The sequence below is a fragment of the Nocardia terrae genome, from assembly GCF_009760405.1.
Lineage (GTDB): Bacteria > Actinomycetota > Actinomycetes > Mycobacteriales > Mycobacteriaceae > Nocardia > Nocardia terrae.
Window position 1 is genome coordinate 1 of sequence record NZ_WRPP01000004.1, and the last position, 18,861, is coordinate 18,861.

The 18,861-nt window shown below is 66.6% G+C and carries 17 protein-coding genes; 9 read left to right on the top strand and 8 right to left on the bottom strand.

Annotated features, from left to right (window positions below; genetic code table 11):
- Positions 1-380 (bottom strand): DUF222 domain-containing protein (locus tag GPX89_RS20200; protein ID WP_198347516.1); only part of this gene is annotated, 380 nt, incomplete at its 3' end.
- 181 nt (positions 381-561) lie between these two features.
- Between GPX89_RS20200 and GPX89_RS20205 the strand changes: the two genes are divergently transcribed.
- Positions 562-1,563: a YcxB family protein gene (locus GPX89_RS20205; RefSeq protein WP_157389258.1), complete on the top strand. Its 1,002-nt coding sequence runs from the start codon at positions 562-564 to the stop codon at positions 1,561-1,563.
- A gap of 8 nt (positions 1,564-1,571) precedes the next feature.
- Here GPX89_RS20205 and GPX89_RS20210 read toward each other — a convergent pair whose 3' ends face one another.
- On the bottom strand, positions 1,572-1,952 hold the full coding sequence (locus tag GPX89_RS20210; protein ID WP_157389259.1) for a hypothetical protein: 381 nt from the start codon (positions 1,950-1,952) through the stop codon (positions 1,572-1,574).
- A 125-nt stretch (positions 1,953-2,077) separates the two neighbouring features.
- Between GPX89_RS20210 and GPX89_RS20215 the strand changes: the two genes are divergently transcribed.
- Positions 2,078-2,635, top strand: a complete 558-nt coding sequence (locus GPX89_RS20215) for a TetR/AcrR family transcriptional regulator (RefSeq protein ID WP_157389781.1) — start codon at positions 2,078-2,080, stop codon at positions 2,633-2,635.
- Between the two features lie 112 nt (positions 2,636-2,747).
- Positions 2,748-4,112: a cytochrome P450 gene (locus GPX89_RS20220; protein WP_157389260.1), complete on the top strand. Its 1,365-nt coding sequence runs from the start codon at positions 2,748-2,750 to the stop codon at positions 4,110-4,112.
- A gap of 1 nt (position 4,113) precedes the next feature.
- Here GPX89_RS20220 and GPX89_RS20225 read toward each other — a convergent pair whose 3' ends face one another.
- Positions 4,114-4,578, bottom strand: coding sequence for a glutathione peroxidase (locus tag GPX89_RS20225; RefSeq protein WP_157389782.1), 465 nt, complete (start codon positions 4,576-4,578; stop codon positions 4,114-4,116).
- Between the two features lie 63 nt (positions 4,579-4,641).
- Positions 4,642-5,874, bottom strand: coding sequence for a cytochrome P450 (locus GPX89_RS20230; protein WP_328602075.1), 1,233 nt, complete (start codon positions 5,872-5,874; stop codon positions 4,642-4,644).
- 194 nt (positions 5,875-6,068) lie between these two features.
- Here GPX89_RS20230 and GPX89_RS20235 point away from each other — a divergent pair, with 194 nt between their 5' ends.
- A complete protein-coding gene (locus GPX89_RS20235; protein ID WP_157389261.1) occupies positions 6,069-7,697 on the top strand; it encodes a GMC family oxidoreductase in 1,629 nt (542 codons plus the stop codon).
- Positions 7,698-7,877: 180 nt separating this feature from the next.
- Positions 7,878-8,873, top strand: a complete 996-nt coding sequence (locus GPX89_RS20240; RefSeq protein WP_157389784.1) for a TIGR03617 family F420-dependent LLM class oxidoreductase — start codon at positions 7,878-7,880, stop codon at positions 8,871-8,873.
- A 1-nt stretch (position 8,874) separates the two neighbouring features.
- On the opposite strand, the gene GPX89_RS20245 is transcribed toward GPX89_RS20240, so the two are convergent.
- Positions 8,875-10,458, bottom strand: coding sequence for a PKD domain-containing protein (locus GPX89_RS20245; RefSeq protein WP_157389262.1), 1,584 nt, complete (start codon positions 10,456-10,458; stop codon positions 8,875-8,877).
- A gap of 127 nt (positions 10,459-10,585) precedes the next feature.
- Here GPX89_RS20245 and GPX89_RS20250 point away from each other — a divergent pair, with 127 nt between their 5' ends.
- Positions 10,586-11,788, top strand: a complete 1,203-nt coding sequence (locus tag GPX89_RS20250; RefSeq protein WP_157389263.1) for an MFS transporter — start codon at positions 10,586-10,588, stop codon at positions 11,786-11,788.
- A gap of 545 nt (positions 11,789-12,333) precedes the next feature.
- Here the strand turns inward: GPX89_RS20250 and GPX89_RS20255 are convergent.
- A complete protein-coding gene (locus tag GPX89_RS20255; RefSeq protein WP_328602076.1) occupies positions 12,334-12,942 on the bottom strand; it encodes a TetR/AcrR family transcriptional regulator in 609 nt (202 codons plus the stop codon).
- A gap of 102 nt (positions 12,943-13,044) precedes the next feature.
- On the opposite strand from GPX89_RS20255, the gene GPX89_RS20260 reads away from it, so the two are divergent.
- Positions 13,045-14,160 (top strand): hypothetical protein, encoded by a 1,116-nt coding sequence (locus tag GPX89_RS20260; RefSeq protein ID WP_157389265.1) that lies wholly within the window; start codon positions 13,045-13,047, stop codon positions 14,158-14,160.
- Between the two features lie 2 nt (positions 14,161-14,162).
- On the top strand, positions 14,163-15,188 hold the full coding sequence (locus GPX89_RS20265; RefSeq protein ID WP_198347518.1) for a phosphotransferase family protein: 1,026 nt from the start codon (positions 14,163-14,165) through the stop codon (positions 15,186-15,188).
- A gap of 54 nt (positions 15,189-15,242) precedes the next feature.
- On the opposite strand, the gene GPX89_RS20270 is transcribed toward GPX89_RS20265, so the two are convergent.
- A complete protein-coding gene (locus tag GPX89_RS20270) occupies positions 15,243-16,760 on the bottom strand; it encodes an MFS transporter (RefSeq protein WP_328602077.1) in 1,518 nt (505 codons plus the stop codon).
- A gap of 170 nt (positions 16,761-16,930) precedes the next feature.
- Here GPX89_RS20270 and GPX89_RS20275 point away from each other — a divergent pair, with 170 nt between their 5' ends.
- Positions 16,931-17,674 carry a TetR/AcrR family transcriptional regulator gene (locus GPX89_RS20275; RefSeq protein ID WP_198347519.1) on the top strand — a complete coding sequence of 248 codons (744 nt, stop codon included), beginning with the start codon at positions 16,931-16,933 and terminating at the stop codon, positions 17,672-17,674.
- An 18-nt stretch (positions 17,675-17,692) separates the two neighbouring features.
- Here the strand turns inward: GPX89_RS20275 and GPX89_RS20280 are convergent, their stop codons facing one another.
- Positions 17,693-18,853: a low temperature requirement protein A gene (locus tag GPX89_RS20280; protein ID WP_157389267.1), complete on the bottom strand. Its 1,161-nt coding sequence runs from the start codon at positions 18,851-18,853 to the stop codon at positions 17,693-17,695.
- Positions 18,854-18,861 lie beyond the last annotated feature (8 nt).

Genomic DNA, 18,861 nt, shown 5'->3' on the forward strand with positions numbered 1-18,861 from the left:
GGTTCCAACTCCGCACGCACCTCGTCCGGGACGTTGGCCAGGGTCTGGGAGATCGCCCGAGCCTGAGCCAGATCGATGCGCCCGGCCGCGAAGGCTTCCAGAGTGGCCGGACAGCGGTTGTTCAGATCCAGACCGAGATTGATCAGCAGATCCGCCGAACGCTGCGACATCTTCAGCGCGATCCCGATCTCGGTGGCGGCATCCTCCCCGGCGTGCAGGTAGGCGACGCCGAGGTCGAGCTGTTCCTCGCGGCGCAGGGTGTAGAGCGCGGTCATCAACGCCATCTGCTTGGCTTCCAACACAGCTATTTCCGAGTGCACGACACGCAGCTCCTCGATCACCGCACGGGCGGCGAACAGGTCAGCTGCGGTTTCGGTCATACATTCGATCATAGTTTCGAATCAAGCGACACGACAGCATGATCGAAGCAACACGCCTGGAAAACTATTGGCAAATCTAGTAATTCGCTCTCCAATGCCTATGCTTCGCGACATGGGTGGACTGGATCATTCGGATATCGCTGACCTCCCGCCGATTCCGGCACTGGAGCAGCCGCACGCGGTGTTCGTCGCGCGCCCCGGGACGGCCGAGGCGATCGGTGCGGCGGTTGCGCGGAGGTCGGTGCGGAACCGGTGGCTGTGGATGAAGCTGGTCGCGATCTGGATCCCGTTCGTAGCGTTCATGGGGTTCCTGCTGGGCGGGTTCGGAATCGGGGTCGGGGCGGTCACGATCGCGGTGACCGTAGGGGTAAGGCTGCTGGGGCGAGGAGCTGTCGCGCGAAACATGAGCGCGCAGGCCGCGATGTATGCCGGGCCAGGGATGGTGATGGCTTCGCGGTTCGGTCCGGATGCGCTGGATATCGCGCAGTTCGACGGACACACCCGGCTCGCGTACGACCAGGTGCGCGGCGTCTACCCGGAACCGTCGGGTGTTGTGGTGCTGTTCTACAGCGGCATGTTCGTGGGCTTCCCCCGAGAGCTGTTTCCCGACTGGGCAATCGAGATCCTGCGGTCCGCCGCTGATAAGCGGCCGTGGGATGCCTCGAATCTCCCACCCCTGCCGCCCATTCCACGCCTGGAACAGCCGACTGTGGTCATGGTGGCGGATGCCGGTACCGCGGCAGCGATGGCTCGGGCGATTTCCCGGCAGATGCTGATTGTCCTGGTGCCGGTAATGGCTGTACTCGCAGTGGTGGGCATCCTCCAGGCCTGGGTCACACAAGGAATCCCGGGCCTGGTCACGGCTCTGGTCATCGCCACCGCGCTGTTCGGCATCGTGCTGAACGGAGCCGCACGCGGAAAGCGGCTCACGCGGGAGAAATACGCACGTCTCATGCCGCCGGGTGAGCCACTGGCGGTTCGCTTCGGTACCTACACGGTGGAGTTGCAGACCGCGACGTTCCGAGTTCGGCACCCGTACAACGTGATCCGCTCATTGCGCTTACGTGGTCCGGCGGCGCTGTTGGGTACCACCTTCGTCGCCGCCTATCCGCGTGAGCTGTTCCCAGAACATGCCATCACCCACATGCTGGGCATGAACCCTCGAATCCGCCTGAAGCGCTGAGCTTTCGGCTAGTTGCAAGCGGCGATGCGTTGGAGTAGGTGGAGGTCTGCCACTGTGCCGAGGTCGCGGAATTTGCCGCTGGCGAGGGCGCGGGTGTGGAGGGGCTCGTTGTCGGCGATCGCCAGCAGTCCGCCGCCTGCGATCCAGTGGACCCAGTCGTCGTAGGCGTCGCCTGCCGCGGCAGCATCCGGAATGCTGAGCAGCAGCAGGCGCACCGGGCTCCGCCAGGTTCGGACCATGTCCCGATAACCGTTGGAATCCGCCGTGTCGAGCCCGGTGGCGACTTCCAGCACGAGTCCGTCGCCAATGTATGGCCGTGCTGTTTCCGCTATTTGCTCTCCGAGTGCCGGCAATTCGCGCACAGCGGCGGACAGCACCGGAGTCGTCATTCGAAAGCCTTTCTCACGCGCCTTCATTCATGCGGTTCGCGTATACCGCGAGTTGCTCGGCGGGCCGAGTCATAGTAGCATCCGGACACGTGTCTGATCCCGTTTCTGCCCGCTCAGCGGTGAGCATGGAGGCCACTCGGCGGCGGCTCACCGAGAAGCAGGCCGATACCGTGGAGAAGCTGACGCGGGCTGCCTTGGACGTGCTGCGGCGCGAGGGGTTCGCCGGGCTCACCGTCCGTATGGTGGCGGCGCAGGCCGGGGTGGGTACGGCTACCGCGTACACCTACTTCAGCTCGAAGGAACACCTGGTCGCGGAGATGTTCTGGCGACGCCTGGCGGCGACCGAGGCCCCCGGGGACGGCGAACCGGATTCCACGAAGCGGGTGCTGGCGGTGCTGCGCCAGATCGCCATGCTGGTCGCCGACGAGCCCACGCTCGCGGGCGCGGTGACCTCCGCGCTGCTCGGCACCGATCCCGATGTGGCGCATCTGCGTTTGCGGATCGGCAGCGAGATCCGGACCCGGTTGATCGACGCCCTCGGCGCCGACAACGATCTCGAACTCGTGGAAACGCTCGAAATGATCTACGCGGGCGCATTGGTCCGCGCGGGCATGGGCTATGCGTCCTATGCCGAGGTTGCCGAGCGTATGGAGAAAGCCGCGCTGCAAGTCCTGCGCGGCTGATATTCCGCTTTCGAGCAACCATTCTCGAAATTTCTCGCGATCCGCGAGATCCCTTGCCGTGCAATCGCTTCCGTAGTACCGTCTGGACAGGTGTCTACCCGGGAGGTCACAGATGACCCTGGTCAAACCGCGCGCGGTATCCGGTGGCGAGCATGAGCACGGCCACCTCGAGGAGTTCCGCACCGATCCCATCGCCCTGATGGCACGGGTTCGCGAGGAATGCGGTGATATCGGCTCGTTCCGATTGGCGGATCGCGACGTCATCCTGCTGACCGGCGCGCAGGCCAACGAGTTCTTCTTCCGAGCGAGCGACGACGAGCTGGATCAGGCCGCCGCGTATCCGTTCATGAAGCCCATCTTCGGCGAGGGCGTGGTCTTCGACGCACCGCCCGAGCGCCGCAAGGAGATGCTGCACAACACCGCCCTGCGCGCCGAGCAGATGCGCGGCCACGCCACCACGATCGCCCGCGAGGTCGATCGCATGCTGGCCCGCTGGGGCGACGAAGGCGAGATCGATCTGCTCGAATTCTTCGCCGAACTCACCATTTACACGTCCTCGGCGTGCCTGATCGGCACCAAGTTCCGCGAGGAACTCGACGACCGCTTCGCGCACCTGTACCACGAACTGGAGCGCGGCACCGACGCCTACTGCTACGTCGACCCGTACGCGCCCATCGAGAGCTTCCGGCGTCGCGACGAGGCGCGGTGGGAACTGGTGAAATTGGTGCGGCACATCATGGCCGGACGGCTCGCGAATCCGCCGACGGGCAAGGACGATCGCGACATGCTGGACGTGCTGGTGTCGGTCCAGGACGAGCAGGGGCGGCCACGCTTCTCGGCCAGCGAGATCACCGGGATCTTCATCTCGATGATGTTCGCGGGGCACCATACGACCTCGGGCACGGCGGCGTGGACGATCATCGAATTGCTCAGGCACCCCGAGGTTCTGGAGCAGGTGGTCACCGAGCTGGATACCCTGTACGCCGACGGCTCGGACGTGAGTTTCCATGCCCTGCGCCAGATTCCGCATCTGGAGGCGGTGCTCAAGGAAGCCCTGCGCCTGCACCCGCCGCTGATCATTCTCATGCGGGTGGCCCGCGAGGAGTTCGAGGTGTGCGGCCACCGCATCGATCCCGGCGACCTGGTGGCCGCGAGTCCCGCTGTCTCCAACCGGATTCCGGAGTCGTTCCCCGATCCCGAGCGCTTCGACCCGAGCCGCTATCTCGATCCGAACCAGGAGGATCTGGCCAACCGCTGGACCTGGATCCCCTTCGGCGCGGGCCGCCACCGCTGCGTGGGCGCGGCGTTCGCGCTGATGCAGCTCAAGGCTATTTTCTCGATTTTGTTGCGGGACTGGGAATTCGAGCTGGCGCAGCCGTCGGACAGCTACCGCAACGACCATTCGAAGATGGTGGTGCAGCTGCAGCAGCCGTGTGCGGTGCGGTATCGCAGGCGCACACGGCCGGCAAGCAGCTGATTTACAGTGCGGCCTCGATCGCGGCGGTAACCGCCGGATCCTTCGGCTCGGTCCGCGGGCGGAAACGACCCAGGACCGAGCCATCCCGCCCGATCAGGAACTTCTCGAAGTTCCACTGGATGTCTCCGGCTTCGCCGGAGGCATCGGGCGTGGCCGCCAGCTCCGTGTACAGCGGAATCCGGCCCTCGCCGTTCACGTCGCTCTTCTCCAGCAGCGGGAAGTCCACTCCGTAAGTGGTGGAACAGAATTCGGCGATTTCCTCCGCCGTGCCCGGCTCCTGCCCCATGAACTGGTTGCACGGCACGCCGACCACGGTGAATCCCTGCGGCCCGTAGGTCTGCTGCAGTTCGACCAGGCCGGAGTACTGCGGGGTGAGCCCGCACTTGGAGGCGACGTTGACCAGCAGCACGACCTTGTCGCCGGCCAGTTCGGCCAGCGTCGTCGGCTTGTCGGTCAGAGTGCGCAGCGAAATCTCGCGAAGATTGGTCACAAACACGAATCCTAGAACGGGTTCGAGGGGCTCACCGGTTCAGGAGTAGCTCACCTGCCAGTGTTTGATCCCGTTGATCCACCCCGACCGCAGCCGCTGCGGCGGCGCGACCTCGGCGATGTCGGGCATGGCATCGGCAATGGCGTTGAAGATGAGATCGATCTCGAGCCGCGCCAGATTCGCGCCGACGCAGAAGTGGTTCCCGGTACCGCCGAATCCGACATGCGGATTGGGATCGCGCAGGACATTGAAAGAGAACGGGTCGTCGAACACTTCCTCGTCGAAATTGGCGGAGCTGTAGAACAATCCGACGCGCTGACCCTCCCGAATCGACTGCCCGCCGATTTCGGTGTCGCGCATGGCGGTGCGCTGAAACGCCACCACCGGCGTCGCCCACCGCACGATTTCGTCGGGTGCGGTGCGCGGCCGCAGTTCCCGGTACAGCTTCCACTGGTCCGGATTGTCGACGAGCGCCTTCATGCCGTGGCTGATGGCATTGCGCGTGGTCTCGTTGCCCGCCACCGACAAGAGGATGACGAAGAATCCGAACTCGTCGGAACCCAGCGCCTCGCCATCCACATCGGCGTTCACCAGCTGGCTGACGATATCGTCGGCCGGGCATGCTCGCCGTTGCTCGGCCATGTTGTAGGCGTATCCGAGCAATTCGGCGTTGGCGGTCATATTGTTGCCCGCGAATTCCGGATCGTCGTAGTTCAAGAGCTGATTCGACCAGGTGAACAGCTTGTGCCGGTCCTGCTGCGGGACGCCGAGCAGTTCCGCGATGGCCTGCAGCGGCAATTCGCACGCCACCTGTTCGACGAAATCTCCACCACCGGTGGCCTTCGCCTCGCGCACAATCTTCGCCGCGCGGTCGGTGAGTGCCGCGCGCAATCCCTCGATGGCCCGCGGGGTGAAGCCCTTGGAGACGATGCGCCGAATCTTGGTGTGCTTGGGCGGGTCCATATTCACCAGCAGCGCTTCACGGCCGAGTTCGATCTGTTCGGGCGCGGAGTCGGCGGGCATTTTGATGATGGAGCCCTTGCGATTCGAGGACCAGAGTTCCGGTTTTCGGGATATCTCCTTCACGTCCTCGTGCCGGGTAATGACCCAATAGCCGTCGTCGTCCATGGGCGCCGCCTGCGCGGGAGTTTGAGCATTCCACCAGACCGGCGCGGTGCGGCGGAGCAGCGCGAACTCCTCGGTCGGGCTATGGTCGGCCCAGAGCGCGGGATCGGTGAAATCGAAGCCGGCCGGTAATGACGGAACAGACACTGTTCCTCCTCGGGCAAGGTGCCGCTATGATCACGAAATTGGAACGTGTTTCATGCCGATTCAACCATGTCGACCTGCGGCTCGCAGGGTTTCCAGCCACTTGATCTTGAGACTGGACATGATGTCCACTGTGTCGGCAGACTAGAACTTGTTCTACAGTGATGCCAGGCACACTCGAAGATGAGGTAACTGATATGACCGCTTCCCCGGGCTCCGCGAACGAGGCCGATTACGTCGTCGTAGGCGCGGGTAGCGCCGGTGCCGTGCTGGCCGGGCGGCTGGCGCAGGCCGGCGCGAGCGTGATCCTGTTGGAGGCCGGACGCAAGGACAACACCCAGCTGGTCACCCGCCCCGGCATGATCTCGGTGGTCCACACGGTCCCGCAGCTGAAGAAGCTGGTGACCTGGAAGCAGTACTCGGTCCCGCAGAAGCACGCCAACAACCGCGAGATCCCCTTCACCCGCGGCAAGGTGCTCGGCGGATCCAGCTCCGTCAACGGCATGCTCTACGTGCGCGGCAACCGCGCCAACTTCGACTCCTGGGCCGCCGAGGGCAACAAGGGCTGGAGCTACGACGAGATCCTGCCCGCCTACAAGCGGCTGGAGAACTGGGTCGACGGCGCGGACGACTACCGCGGCACCGGCGGCCCGATCGAGGTGACCCGCCCGCGCGAGATCACCCCGATCGCCGAGGAATTCATGACCGCCGCGTCCGAGACCCTCGGCGCGCCGATCATCAAGGACTACAACGGCGAGTCGCAGGAAGGTCTCTCGGTCTTCCAGCAGAGCGTGAAGGACGGGCTGCGGTACAGCTCTTCGCGCGGGTTCATCACGAACATGCCGAACTCGCACCTGACCGTGCTGACGCATGTGCACGCGACGCGGGTCGTCATCGAGAACGGGCGCGCGATCGGTGTCGAGATCGCGGAGAAGAACGGGTCGCGCCGGATCGTGCGCGCGGCCAAGGAGGTCATCGTCTCCGGTGGCGTGATCGGTTCGCCGCAGCTGCTCATGCTGTCCGGTATCGGTCCGGCCGGCCAGCTGCGTGAGCACGGCATCGAGGTGGTCGCGGACCTGCCGGTCGGCCAGAACCTGCACGACCACCTGTTCGTGCCGATGACCTTCGTGTCCAAGAAGGCCATCCACCGCGGCATTCCGACCTACTTCGCGCGCGGCATCCTCAAGGAGATGCGCAACCCGGGCAGCTCGTTCATGGGCCGCACCGTCTTCGAGGCCGCGGGCTTCGTCAAGACCAAGTTCGCCGAGGGCGACCACCCGGACATGCAGATCCACACCCTGCCGTGGAGCTACCCGACCCCCAACCAGGACGAGGACAAGCTGCACCTGGTGGACCGTCGTCCGGCGCTGACCGTCATGCCGTCGCTCATCTACCCGAAGAGCCGCGGCGAGGTGAAGCTGGCCTCGGCGGACCCGTTCGCCGCGCCGCTCATCGACCCGGCCTACCTGACCGATCCGTGGGACACCGAGTTCCTGATCGAGGGCATCAAGATGATCCGGGAAGTCATGTCGCACAAGAGCATCGCGGGCGACATCACCGAGAACTTCTTCCCCGGCCAGGAGTGGGCCGACGAGACCGCGCTGCGGCGCGAACTGCCCAACCGCGTGCACTCGATCTACCACCCGGTCGGCACCTGCCGCATGGGTGTGGACGAGCGCGCGGTCGTCGACCCGGAGCTGAAGGTGCGCGGCATCGAGGGGCTGCGCGTCGCGGACGCCTCGATCATGCCGAGCATCACCGGCGGCAACACCAACGCGCCGAGCTACATGATCGGCGAGAAGGCCGCGGAGCTCATCAACGGATAGGCCCCACTCTCGGGGGCTCCGGCCTCCGAACCCTCAATACGACGGAGCGTGCAGCTACTTCCCTGGTGGCGCCTCCGTGCGGGTCGGCGGCTACGACCACCGCCGATCCGGAACAGCCCCGGGCCTACTACCTCTCGGCCCGGGGCTGTTGTATCTCTACCCGGAGGAGATCAAGTGGCCCTGCCCGTCGATATCTGGCTGAACGCGCCGCTGGCCGAATCCGCTTCTCGTGCGGCGGAATTGCGTGCGCTCGGCGTGGACGGCGTCTTCACCTTCGAAGGTGCGCACGATGTGTTCATGCCTTTGACGCTGGCCGCGACGGCCGACGTCGACCTCATGACCAATGTGGCCATGGCGTTCCCGCGCAGTCCGATGCATCTCGCGCACACGGCGTGGGATCTGCAGTCGTTGTCCGGCGGGCGATTCCGGCTCGGGCTCGGGAGCCAGATCCGGCCGCACATCGAGCGTCGGTACGGCAGTGTCTGGTCGGAGCCGGTCGAGCGGATGCGGGACACCGTGCTGGCGGTGCAGGCGATCCTGCGGGCGTGGCAGCACGGGGAGCGACTGGATTATCGGGGCAGGTTCTGGCAGCACACGCTGATGACGCCGCAGTTCGATCCGGGGCCGAATCCCTGTGGCGTGCCGCCGGTTCTGGTCGGGGCGCTGGGACCGCGGATGACCGAGATGGCGGCTGAGGTGGCGGACGGACTGCTGGTCATGCCGTTCAATACCGAGCGGCACTTCCGGGAGCGGACGCTGGCGGCGGTGGACAAAGGGCTCGCGGGGTCGGAACGGCCGTTCGAGATCATCGTGGAAGCGATTGTGGCCATGGGCGATTCGGAGGAGAGGGTGGCCGGCGCGCGGCTCGCCGTGCGAAACCTGTTGGCGTTCTACGGTTCCACGCCTGCCTATCGCCCGGTGCTGGAGGTCGAGGGGTGGGCGGATCTGCAGCCCGAGCTCAACTCGTTGTCCAAACAGGGGCGCTGGCGGGACATGGCCGGGCTGATCGACGACTCCATGGTCGATGCGCTGACCGTCAGCGGCTCGCCCGCGGACTGCGCCCGCCGGATCCGAACCCGGTTCGGCGACAGCGTCTCTCGCGTCTGCTGCTATTTCCCGGGCTACCAGGTCGCCGATGCCGAGATCGCCGGCCTGGTAGCCGCGCTGCACTCCTGACTCAGCCGACCGTGATCGGACGGTCGAGTTCGAACAGGCTCTGATGGCCGGTCATATCGGTGACCACCAGTCGCGGCAGGTTCGGGCCGCGGTCGTTGTAGGCGTGGGAGGTCGAGCTGTCGGTGGTGGTCTCGTGCGAGCCGTCGCCGAAGTACCAGTCGTACTGGCGGATCGCGCTGCCCGCCTTGGCGGCGTCGAACGCGATCGGGGTGCCCTGATGCGTGGTCGTCCGGGAGGCGGTGAAACCCTCGCCGGTCGGTTCGCCGCCGCCGAACCATTCGGCGATGCGGCCGTTCATCAGGAAAGCCTCGACGTACTTGCGGGCGCCGTCGAGATCGGCCTGGGCCGCCACCGGGACGGTCAGGCACTGCGGCAGGGCGCCGGGCTGGGCGCAGGCCAGCTGGCGCAGTGAAACCGCCTCGTCGCCCAGGGGATTCATGGCCGGTCTGCGATCACCGGTCGGCATGGCGTCCTGGGTGAACAAACCGTCCGCGGCGGCGGCGAAGACCTCGCCCGCGGCGGCGTTGGCGTCGGTGGCGGCCTGCCGGAACGCCTCCGAGGACAGCCGCACGAATTCCGACCAGCGCTGGGTCAGACCCTGCGGCACGCGGCCGGCGTCGTAGCCGTGGAAGTAGTCGCCCACCAGCACCTTCGGCGCACCGGGCAGATCGTGGGCGGCCTGCATGGCCTCGCGGATACCGCGGCCGCCGTAGCCGAGCTTGGCGCCGCTGAAGTAGGGGACGTCGGCAGCCGGATTCACCGATTCGGCACCCACGCCGCCACATTCGCGGCGGACGGCCGCGGCCAGGTCCTGGGTGCCGGGGGTGACGCCGACCGGAATGCCGAAGAAGGGGTCCAGGTCGTTGAGACAGCCGTCCAGCAGGACCAGATCGATCCGGTAGCCGTTCGCGGTGGCGTCGGCGGCGGCCTGCTCGAGCTGACAGAAGACATCGAGGGTGGTGTCGTCGGAGTTCGGGCAGTTCGGGTGCAGAGACGGAGAGTCCAAGGTCGCGCCAGAGGCGGTGTAGTCGTGCAGTTTCGCCCCCCGCCCGGTCCGGGTTCCGAGCGTCTCGGCGAACAGGTCCGCGAAGGTGCGGTTCTTTTCCAGGCTCTGGCCCCACAGCACCGAGTCGCCGACCGAGACCACGTGCAGGGGGCGGCATTCCCGGCTCACCCGGAAGTTCCACGGTTTGCCGTAGTCGCCGATGTCGCCGCCGGGGACGCGGGCGCGGGCGTCCACGCGTAGGAGTCCGTCCGGGGGTAGCTCATCGCGGCGGATATCGAAACCGACGGTCATCACGTCGTTCTGCACCACCGTGATACCGCTGCGAATCGGCTGGCCACCGCCCAGGATTCGCCATTCCACCTCGGCGTGGGCAGGCACGCCCGGCGGGAAGTAGACGGCGGTGGTGCCGTGTAGCGGGCCGTTGCAGGGCCCGTCGTGCGGAGTGCTGACATCGAGAATCAGAGGTAGGTCTGCCAGTGGGTCGGCCTGGGCCTCGGCCATGGTTCCGGCCACCGCGATCACACCCGCCAAGGTCGGCAGCAACGCCGCCCGACACTGCCGGGATCGCCACAACTTCACATGCTCCTCCTGGGAGTTCCGCAATCTGACAGCAGACATGGTGCGGAACGGACGGCAGGGGTCCGCGAGGCGCGCCGAAATGGCCGAATTTAGTCCGTTCTACCTGCGTATCTGTTAGACAAAGGGGATGAACGCGAGAAATCTAACACTCGCTACACTCGCCTTCGCCCTCACCTTCTGGGCGTGGAATCTGATTGGTCCGCTATCGAGCAGCTATACCAAGCAGCTGCACCTGTCGCCGGGCCAACAGTCCCTACTGGTCGCCACCCCCGTGCTCGTCGGATCGCTGGGGCGGATCCCGGTCGGCGTGCTCACCGACAAGATCGGCGGGCGGCTCATGTTCACCATCATCGCCTTCGTCTCGATCATCCCGGTGCTCCTGGTCGGCTGGTCGAACTCCTTTGCGGCGCTGATCATCTGGGGATTCTTCCTGGGCATCCCCGGCACCTCCTTCGCCGTCGGCATCCCGTTCGTGAACGCCTGGTTCGAACCGGCCCGGCGCGGATTCGCCACCGGCATGTTCGGTCTCGGCATGGGCGGCACGGCGCTCTCGGCCCTGTTCACCCCGCGCCTGGTCGACCATCTCGGCCGCGCGCAGACGCATGTGCTGATGGCCGTCGCGCTGGCCGTGCTGGGCGTGGTCATGTGGCTGTTCAGCCGCGATTCCCCGCAGTGGAAGCCGGCCACCGAACCGGCGCTGCCGCGGATCATGGACGCGCTCAAGCTCAAGGCGACCTGGGAGGGCGCGATCCTGTACGCGCTGGCCTTCGGCGGATTCGTCGCGTTCTCCACCTACCTGCCGACCGTGCTCAAGAACGTCTACGAGTTCTCCCAGTCCGACGCCGGACTGCGCACCGCGGGCTTCTCCATCGCGGGCGTGCTGGCCCGCCCGCTGGGCGGCACTCTGTCCGACAAGCTGGGGCCGATCAAGGTGCTGATCATTTCCTTCGCGGGCGCGGCGATCATGGCGGTGGTGCTGGCCTTCGAGCCGGCGCCCGAGATTCCGGCCGGAGCGAGCCTGGTGCTCATGGCCTTCTTCCTCGGCCTCGGTACCGGCGGTGTCTTCGCTCTCATCGCCAAGCTGGTGGAACCCGCGCGGGTCGGCACGGTGACGGGTCTGGTCGGCGCGGCGGGCGGGCTCGGCGGCTACTTCCCGCCGTTGGTCATGGGCGTGGTCTACAGCGCGACCGATGAATACACCATCGGTTACATCCTGCTGGCTCTGACCGCGGTGGCGGTGCTGCTCTACACCCTGAGGATCGGCCGCGAGCTGCGGCCCGCGACACCGGATGACGCGCCGATATCGCAACGCTCGCAGAACATTTCGTGAAGGTGCTCGGCTGATCTCGGAATGCCGGACGCCGGTGCGTGTTTCCGCACCGGCGTCCGTTCTGCGTCAGTGCCGCCGCCGATGCGGCGACCGCTCGAAAATAGGGCGCTGCCAGCGACTTTCACTATTACAAGATCTTGTTAAGGCCGTGCCAAGCGCGGCTGGGCATCGTTTGTGTCAACGCCGGAACATCCGGTGGAACCAACGAGCCACCATCCGGGGGTGGGGACGCTGGGGCCGGCCCGTCTACGAGGGGTGGCGGGTCGGCCACAGCAAACCAACCAATCGGTACTCGTAATGAGCCCTGGCCTGCCGCGAAGGGGGTGGTAGGCCAGCGCAGAACCCGCTCTATCCATCCACGAGGGGTGTTGGGTAGAGCGGGTTTTCTGTGTTCCAGGTTACCGTTCAGCGATCTTGTTGCCCGATATGTGGCCTCCCACGCCCGGCGCACGGCATCATGGAAGGCAAGAGCGCCAAGAAGATTGGGATTGACGATGGAAACCGTGGTCGTCTTCGTGCTGGCCTGCCTGATCTATTGGTGGGGCCTACTCTGACGTGGAGGTTTGCGCGACCGCGTACAGCGCGCCGGCGATTCGGCGGCTGAAGTGGTCGGCATCCTCGGTGCCGTGCGTGAGGGCGCGCATGAGGGTCGCGCCGCGCAGGAATTCGAAGATCGCCTCGACATCGCAATCGGGCGCCGCCTGGCCGGATTCGGCCGCGTCGGTGAGCAGTTCGCGCAACGCCTGAATCGTCGGACGCTCACCGCCGTCGAGCAGGCGGCGGTAGCTCTCCCGATCGTCGTGATACTCCGAGAGCAGGCCGGGGATGGCCGAACGGGCCGCGGGGTGCGCGGCCGCGGCCAGGAACAGGCGCGTCCAGGCCAGTAGGTCGGCGCGCAGGTCGCCGGTTCGCGCCGGATGGTTCTGGGTGTCGAGGGCGAAGACGGCGTCCTCGACCAGGGCCCGTTTGCCGGGCCAGCGGCGGTAGATCGACGTGGTGACGACGCCGGCGCGACGGGCCACCGCGGCAATGGTGGTGGCCTGATAGCCGTCACGGACCAGGAGTTCCTGGGTGGCCTTCAGCACCTGGGCATCCAGCTGCGGATCGCGTGGGCGGCCGGGGCCGGGGCGGGCGGTGTCTGCCGCTGCGGTCACGGGGCTCCCTCTCACTCGGGTCGGTGGCAATTTCTGAAACAGGTTACATCGTGGCCCGATTTGAAATACGCTGCGGCCCGTATTCTAATTCAGGAGGCACCCATGCTGACCCCGCAGGACGAACTGCTCGCCCACCAGCTCGCCACCACCTTCGACCATGTGCAGCAGAGCGATCTGCGCTGGACCGAGCGCGTCGTCATGTACGGCTTCGACACCACCGGCGAGATCAGCGTCATGACCGGAATGGCCCGCTACCCCAACCGGAACGTGCTCGACGCCTACGCCATGGTCACCATCGGCAACAAGACCGCCCACGTGGTCCGGCTCTCCCGCGAGATCGGGGGCCGGTACGACGGCATCGCGGACTGGACCGTCGGACCGTTCACCTACGAGATCGTCGAACCGCTGCGCAAGGTGCGCGCCACCCTCGGCGACAACGAGCACGGTGTGCGACTGCACCTCGACTTCGACGGCCGATTCCCCGCCTACGAACAGGAACCCGCGTTCTTCCGCAGCCGCGGGCGGGTCCGCGAGGACGCCCGGCGGTACTACCAGAACGGGCGCATCAGCGGCTGGCTCGAGGTCGAGGGCAAACGCATCGAGATCGACCCGGAGACCTGGTGGTTCGGGCGCGATCACTCCTGGGGCACCCGGCACGGCGGGGGCGGCGGCAGCCTCGGCGAGGGCGACGGGCTGCAGCCGGGCGAGATCCCGGACGGCGTCCTCTACTACATGGGCATCTTCCAATTCGAGGACGAGCTGGTGCATTTCGCGCAGCGCGAGACCGCCGACGGACAACGCTGGCACTTCGAGGGGACGGTGCTGCCACCGCTGGGCTCCGGGCGGCAGCCGGTGCCGATCGTCACCACCGAGCACGCGCTGACCTTCCGCGACGACTTCCGGATCGTCAGCGGCGGGAGCTTCACGGTGCGTTCGGCCGACGGCCGCGACCGTGAATTCACCATCACCCCGGTCTCCGACTTCTGGCCCGGGATAGCCGGATACGACCATTACCGCGGGTACGCCTCCGGACTGTGGAAGGGCCCGGACTGGAGTGACGGATTCACCGCCGACCTCACCGACACCGCGGATCTGCGGCAGGCCAGCATGCTCAGCGAGACCTTCTGCCGCATCGAGACCGACGGCAAGGTCGGCTATGGGCTGGTCGAAATGGTGTTCATGGGCCGCAATGCGCGGTACGGGTACGAAGGGTTCTGAGCTTGAGCACCACCCGAATTCCCGCCGAGGACCTCGGAGCGGCACTGGAACCGGCGGTGCGCGAGCACCTACCGGGCTCCGGAAAGGCGAAGGTGCGCAATCTTTTACGCACCGAGCGCGGATTCGCCACCGAGACCTACCTTTTCGAGGTCGAAGACGACTACGGCAGCGTCCCACTCGTCGTGCGGCGACCACCGGACATGTCGCTGTTCCCGGACTACGACCTGCTCCGTCAGGTGCTGGTCATGAAGCGGCTGGCCGGGACCGGTCTCCCCGTGCCCACCGTGACCTGGCTCGAGCGCGGCGACAACCCGCTCGGCAGTCCATATTTCGTCATGAACCGGCTGGAGGGCCGAGCGCCGAGCGACTATCCGTCGTATCACACCGCCGGGAACTACTTCGAGGCCACGCCCGAGGGACGGGCCCGCATGTGGTGGGGGTGCGTCGACACCATCGCCGAGATCAATCAGCTGGACTGGCGGGCACTGCGATTGGACTTCCTGGCCTTCCCGCAGCACGGCGACGGCGTGATCGAGCAGGGGGTGAACTATCTCGAGGCCGCGCTGAACTGGGCCTGCGAGGGCGATCCGCCCGAGACCTACCGGCGGGCCGTCGCGCATCTGCGGGAGCACCGCTACGAGCCGGAACGGATCAGCCTCTGCTGGGGCGACGCTCGGATGTCGAACATCCTGTACGACGAGGACTTCCGGGTTCGCGGCGTACTGGATTGGGAGATAGCCCATCTCGGCGCACCGGAGTCGGATCTGGCGTGGATGTTGTTCCTGGACTGGGCGTGCAGTGAATACGAAGGCCATGCTCCACTGCCGGGGACGCCGTCGCGCGAGGAGACCGTCTCCTATTACGAGAAGCGCACCGGGCACGAGGTTCGCCACCTCGAGTATCAGGAGATCTTCTCGGCCGCGCTCTTGTCGATTCCCTTGCTGCGCATGACACATCGCGTGCGGCTCCCGCCGGACATGAACATCACGGGATTCTGTACCGCGCGCATCGAACAGCTGCTCGGCTGAACGACGAAGTCCGCCCCGGCGTGATGCCGGGGCGGACTTCCGATTCGGCGGTGACTACTTGGCCTCGACCAATTCGGCCTCGGCCGGAATCCCCTCCGGCGCGGCCGCCTTCGCACCTTTCATGAGGAAGAAGGCGATCACCGTGGCGGCGAGGACCGCCGCGCCGCCCGCCAGGAAGGTGTTCGACATGGCGTGGGTGAAAGCGTCACGGGCAGCGCCGATCAGCTCGGTCCGGCCGCTGGCGAAGGCGCCGGCGATACCCTCGCGGGCCGCGGCCGGAGCCGAGGCCGGCATGCGATCGGTGTAGGTGCCGGCCAGCACCGCGCCGAGCACCGCGACACCCAGCGCACCACCGGTCTGCTGAATGGTGTCGTTCAGCGCCGAACCGACACCGGCCTGCTCCGGCGGGATCGCGCCCATCAGCGCACCGATCGCGGCCGGCATCGCCAGACCCGCACCGGCGCCGACCAGCGACATGGCCGCGGCGGGCAGCCAGAAGCCGGAGTCCGCGGTCAGCGCGGCCAGAGCGCCGAAACCACCGGCCAGCACCAGCATTCCGATCAGGGCGACGGGACGCACGCCCAGCTTCTGCACCAGTCCGGCACCCATGCCGTTGAACACCAGGGCGGTCAGCGCGAACGGGGTGAAGGCGAGCGCGGTCTTGATGGGCGAGTAGCCGAGCACGAACTGCAGGTACTGGGTCAGCACCAGGGTCAGACCGGCATTGGCGAAGGTGACCAGCACCAGCGAGAAGCTGGATCCGGTGAACACACGATTGCGGAACAGGTGCAGCGGAACCATCGGGTGCTCGGCCTTCAGCTCGCGAATCACGAAGGCCACCAACACGACCGCGGCCAGGATCATGGTCGGCCAGGTGCCGTCGAGGCCCTTGCTCGGGAACTCGATGATGGACCACACCAGCAACACCATGCCGATGATCGACAGCGCCATGCCCGGCAGATCGATCGGGCGGGCCGGGCCCTTGGACTCCGGCATCAGGACGAAGGCGGCGGCCACGGCCAGCGCCGCGATCGGCACGTTCAGCAGGAACACCGAGCCCCACCAGAAGTGGTTGAGCAGCACGCCACCCAGTACCGGGCCACCGACCATGCCCAGCACCGACACACCGGTCCAGGCGGCGATCGCCTTGGGCCGCTCCTGCTCGTCGAACACGTTGATCAGGATGGACAGCGTGCTCGGCATGATGAGCGCGCCGCCGATACCCATGACCACGCGACCGGAGATCAGCATGCCCGCACTGGTCGCGTAGGCGGCGATCAGTGAGGCCGCCCCGAAGAGCGCCAGACCGAGCACCATGATCAGGCGGCGGCCGAAGCGGTCGGACAGGCTGCCGGTGGTGAGCAGCAGGCCCGCGAAAACCAGGATGTAGGAGTCGATCACCCACTGCAGGGCCTGGGACCCGGCGCGCAGGTCGATCGCGATCTGCGGCAGGGCGACGGTGAGGACCATGTTGTCGATCACCAGCACCAGCGTGGACAGGCAGAGCACGGTCAGGATCAGCCAGCGTTTCGGATTGCGCTGGGAGACAGAAGCACTCAGCGCTTCGGTCACATCTTTGGCAGTAATTTCGGTTCCCCTTCGAGAAGCTCGTCCGCACACTGTGCGGCGTTGTCGAACACTGTACGGTCTCCGTACACTGTTCGCAATAGGGAACGGTGTACGGCCAAACGAACGGCGTTCTAGCTGGAGTTATGCTGTTCCACGGACGAAGGAGGAAAGCCATGGCGGCCAAGACGCAGGAGTTCTCGTCGGTGTGGACCCGACCGGAACGACAGCGGCGCGATCAGCCCGCACTGAGCCGGGAACAGATCGTGGCCGAGGCGCTCGCCCTGCTCGATACCGAGGGTTACGAAGCTCTGAGCATGCGCAAGCTCGGCACCCGCCTCAATGCCGGAGCCACCTCGCTGTACACGCACGTCACCAACAAGGACGAGATCCTCGAGCTGGCGATCGACGAAGCCTTCCGCGACATCCGGATGCCCGACGCCGACACGCCGGAGAACTGGCGCGACGAGCTGCTCAGGCTGGGCACAGATGTGCGCTCGGCCATCCTGTCACACCCGTGGATCAGCACCGCCATGACCGGAGCCGGCTTGGCCTACCTCGGCCCCAATCTCATGCGCATCTCGAATGCCATGCTCGGCCTGCTCGACGCGGCCGGCTTCGACGACAGGACCGCGGACCGCGGGGCGAATGTGTTCTGGTCCTACATTATTGGCGCCACCAGCGGCGAAACCGCCATGCTCATCACCATCGCCCGTAGCGGTGCGACCGAGAAGGAATGGTTCACCCAGTTCATGGCGACGGCCGACCAGGCGACACGGCCCTATCCGCACGTCGCCAAACGCCATGACGTGTACCGGAATCTGGACACCACGCAGTCGAGGGAAGACTTCTTCGGCGACGAGCTCCGGCTCATCCTGGACGGGCTGGAACTGCGACGCAGTCGCGCGGCCGGGAAATAGCCTGCGGGAGAAGGCGACTCAGCCCATTTCCGCCGAGCGGCGGCGCTGGGCGGGAGTCTCCGCGACGACCGAGCCGATCACCAGCACGGCCAGCACGGTGAGCAGCGCGGCCACCGGAATGCGCGTGGCCACCGGCAGCAGGGCCGCCACCGGCACGGCGGTGACCAGGCGGATCACCACGACGTGCTCGCGAAGACCGGTGAAAGCGGCCCGAACCAGGGCCAGCGACACCAGATAGACGATGACGCCACCGACGATGCACGCCGCGGCGGTGGCGTCGAGGTGCGAGCCGCCGCCGGTCACCGCCATACCCATCGACGCACCGGTCAATGCCAGGGCCAGCAGCATGGGCAGATGCCCGAACGTGTAGGCGTGCAACAGTTTTCCAGGGCGCGCGAGCTCGGTGTGCGAGCCCGCGCGCATGCCGCTGCCGTTGAAGTACGACCACCACAGACCCACGGTGAGCGCGAAGGCGGCAGCCGCGGTCACCGCCGCCCAACCCGCTGTGCGCGCGGCGGCCAATCCATTGGTGAAGCCGAGGACCGACTCGCCGAGGATGACGATCGTGAAGAGCCCGAAGCGTTCTCGCAGATGCTCGGTCTCCTGGGTGACCCCGTCCAGGCGGCGGCCGACCACCAGCGGCAACGCCAACTCCACGAGCATCGCGATCGCCCAGCAGCCGTAGCGAATCGGGCCCGACTCGAAGGCCAGACCGCCGAGCCAGAAGACCGCGCCGGCGGCCGAACCCGTTGTGAACGAACGGAATACGCTCCGGAGCGCCGGATTCCGCCGGGAATCCCAGGCGTAGAGGGCCGCCACGCCGGCCCGCGCCACCAGATAGCCGATCACGAATCCGGCGTCGACGCCGCGATCATGCCCGACCCCACCCGCGAAGACGGCCATGCCGACGATGCCGACCAGCCCGAAACTGGTCAGCAGCCGGTGCGCGGTCGTATCCCGATCGGCCCGATTGGCATGCACCGCGTAGAGCACCCAGGCCCACCACAGCGGCACGAACAGTCCGGCGACCGCGGCCACCGAGCCCGCATCGGGGTGCGCGCCCACCCGATGCGTGATCTGCCCGACGGCGGCGGTGAACACCAGGTCCCCGAACAGCTCGAACCAGGTGGCTCGGCGCGGTGTGGTCGATTCCGGTGCGGTGGCGGAGCTTTCGAGCATGCCCACCA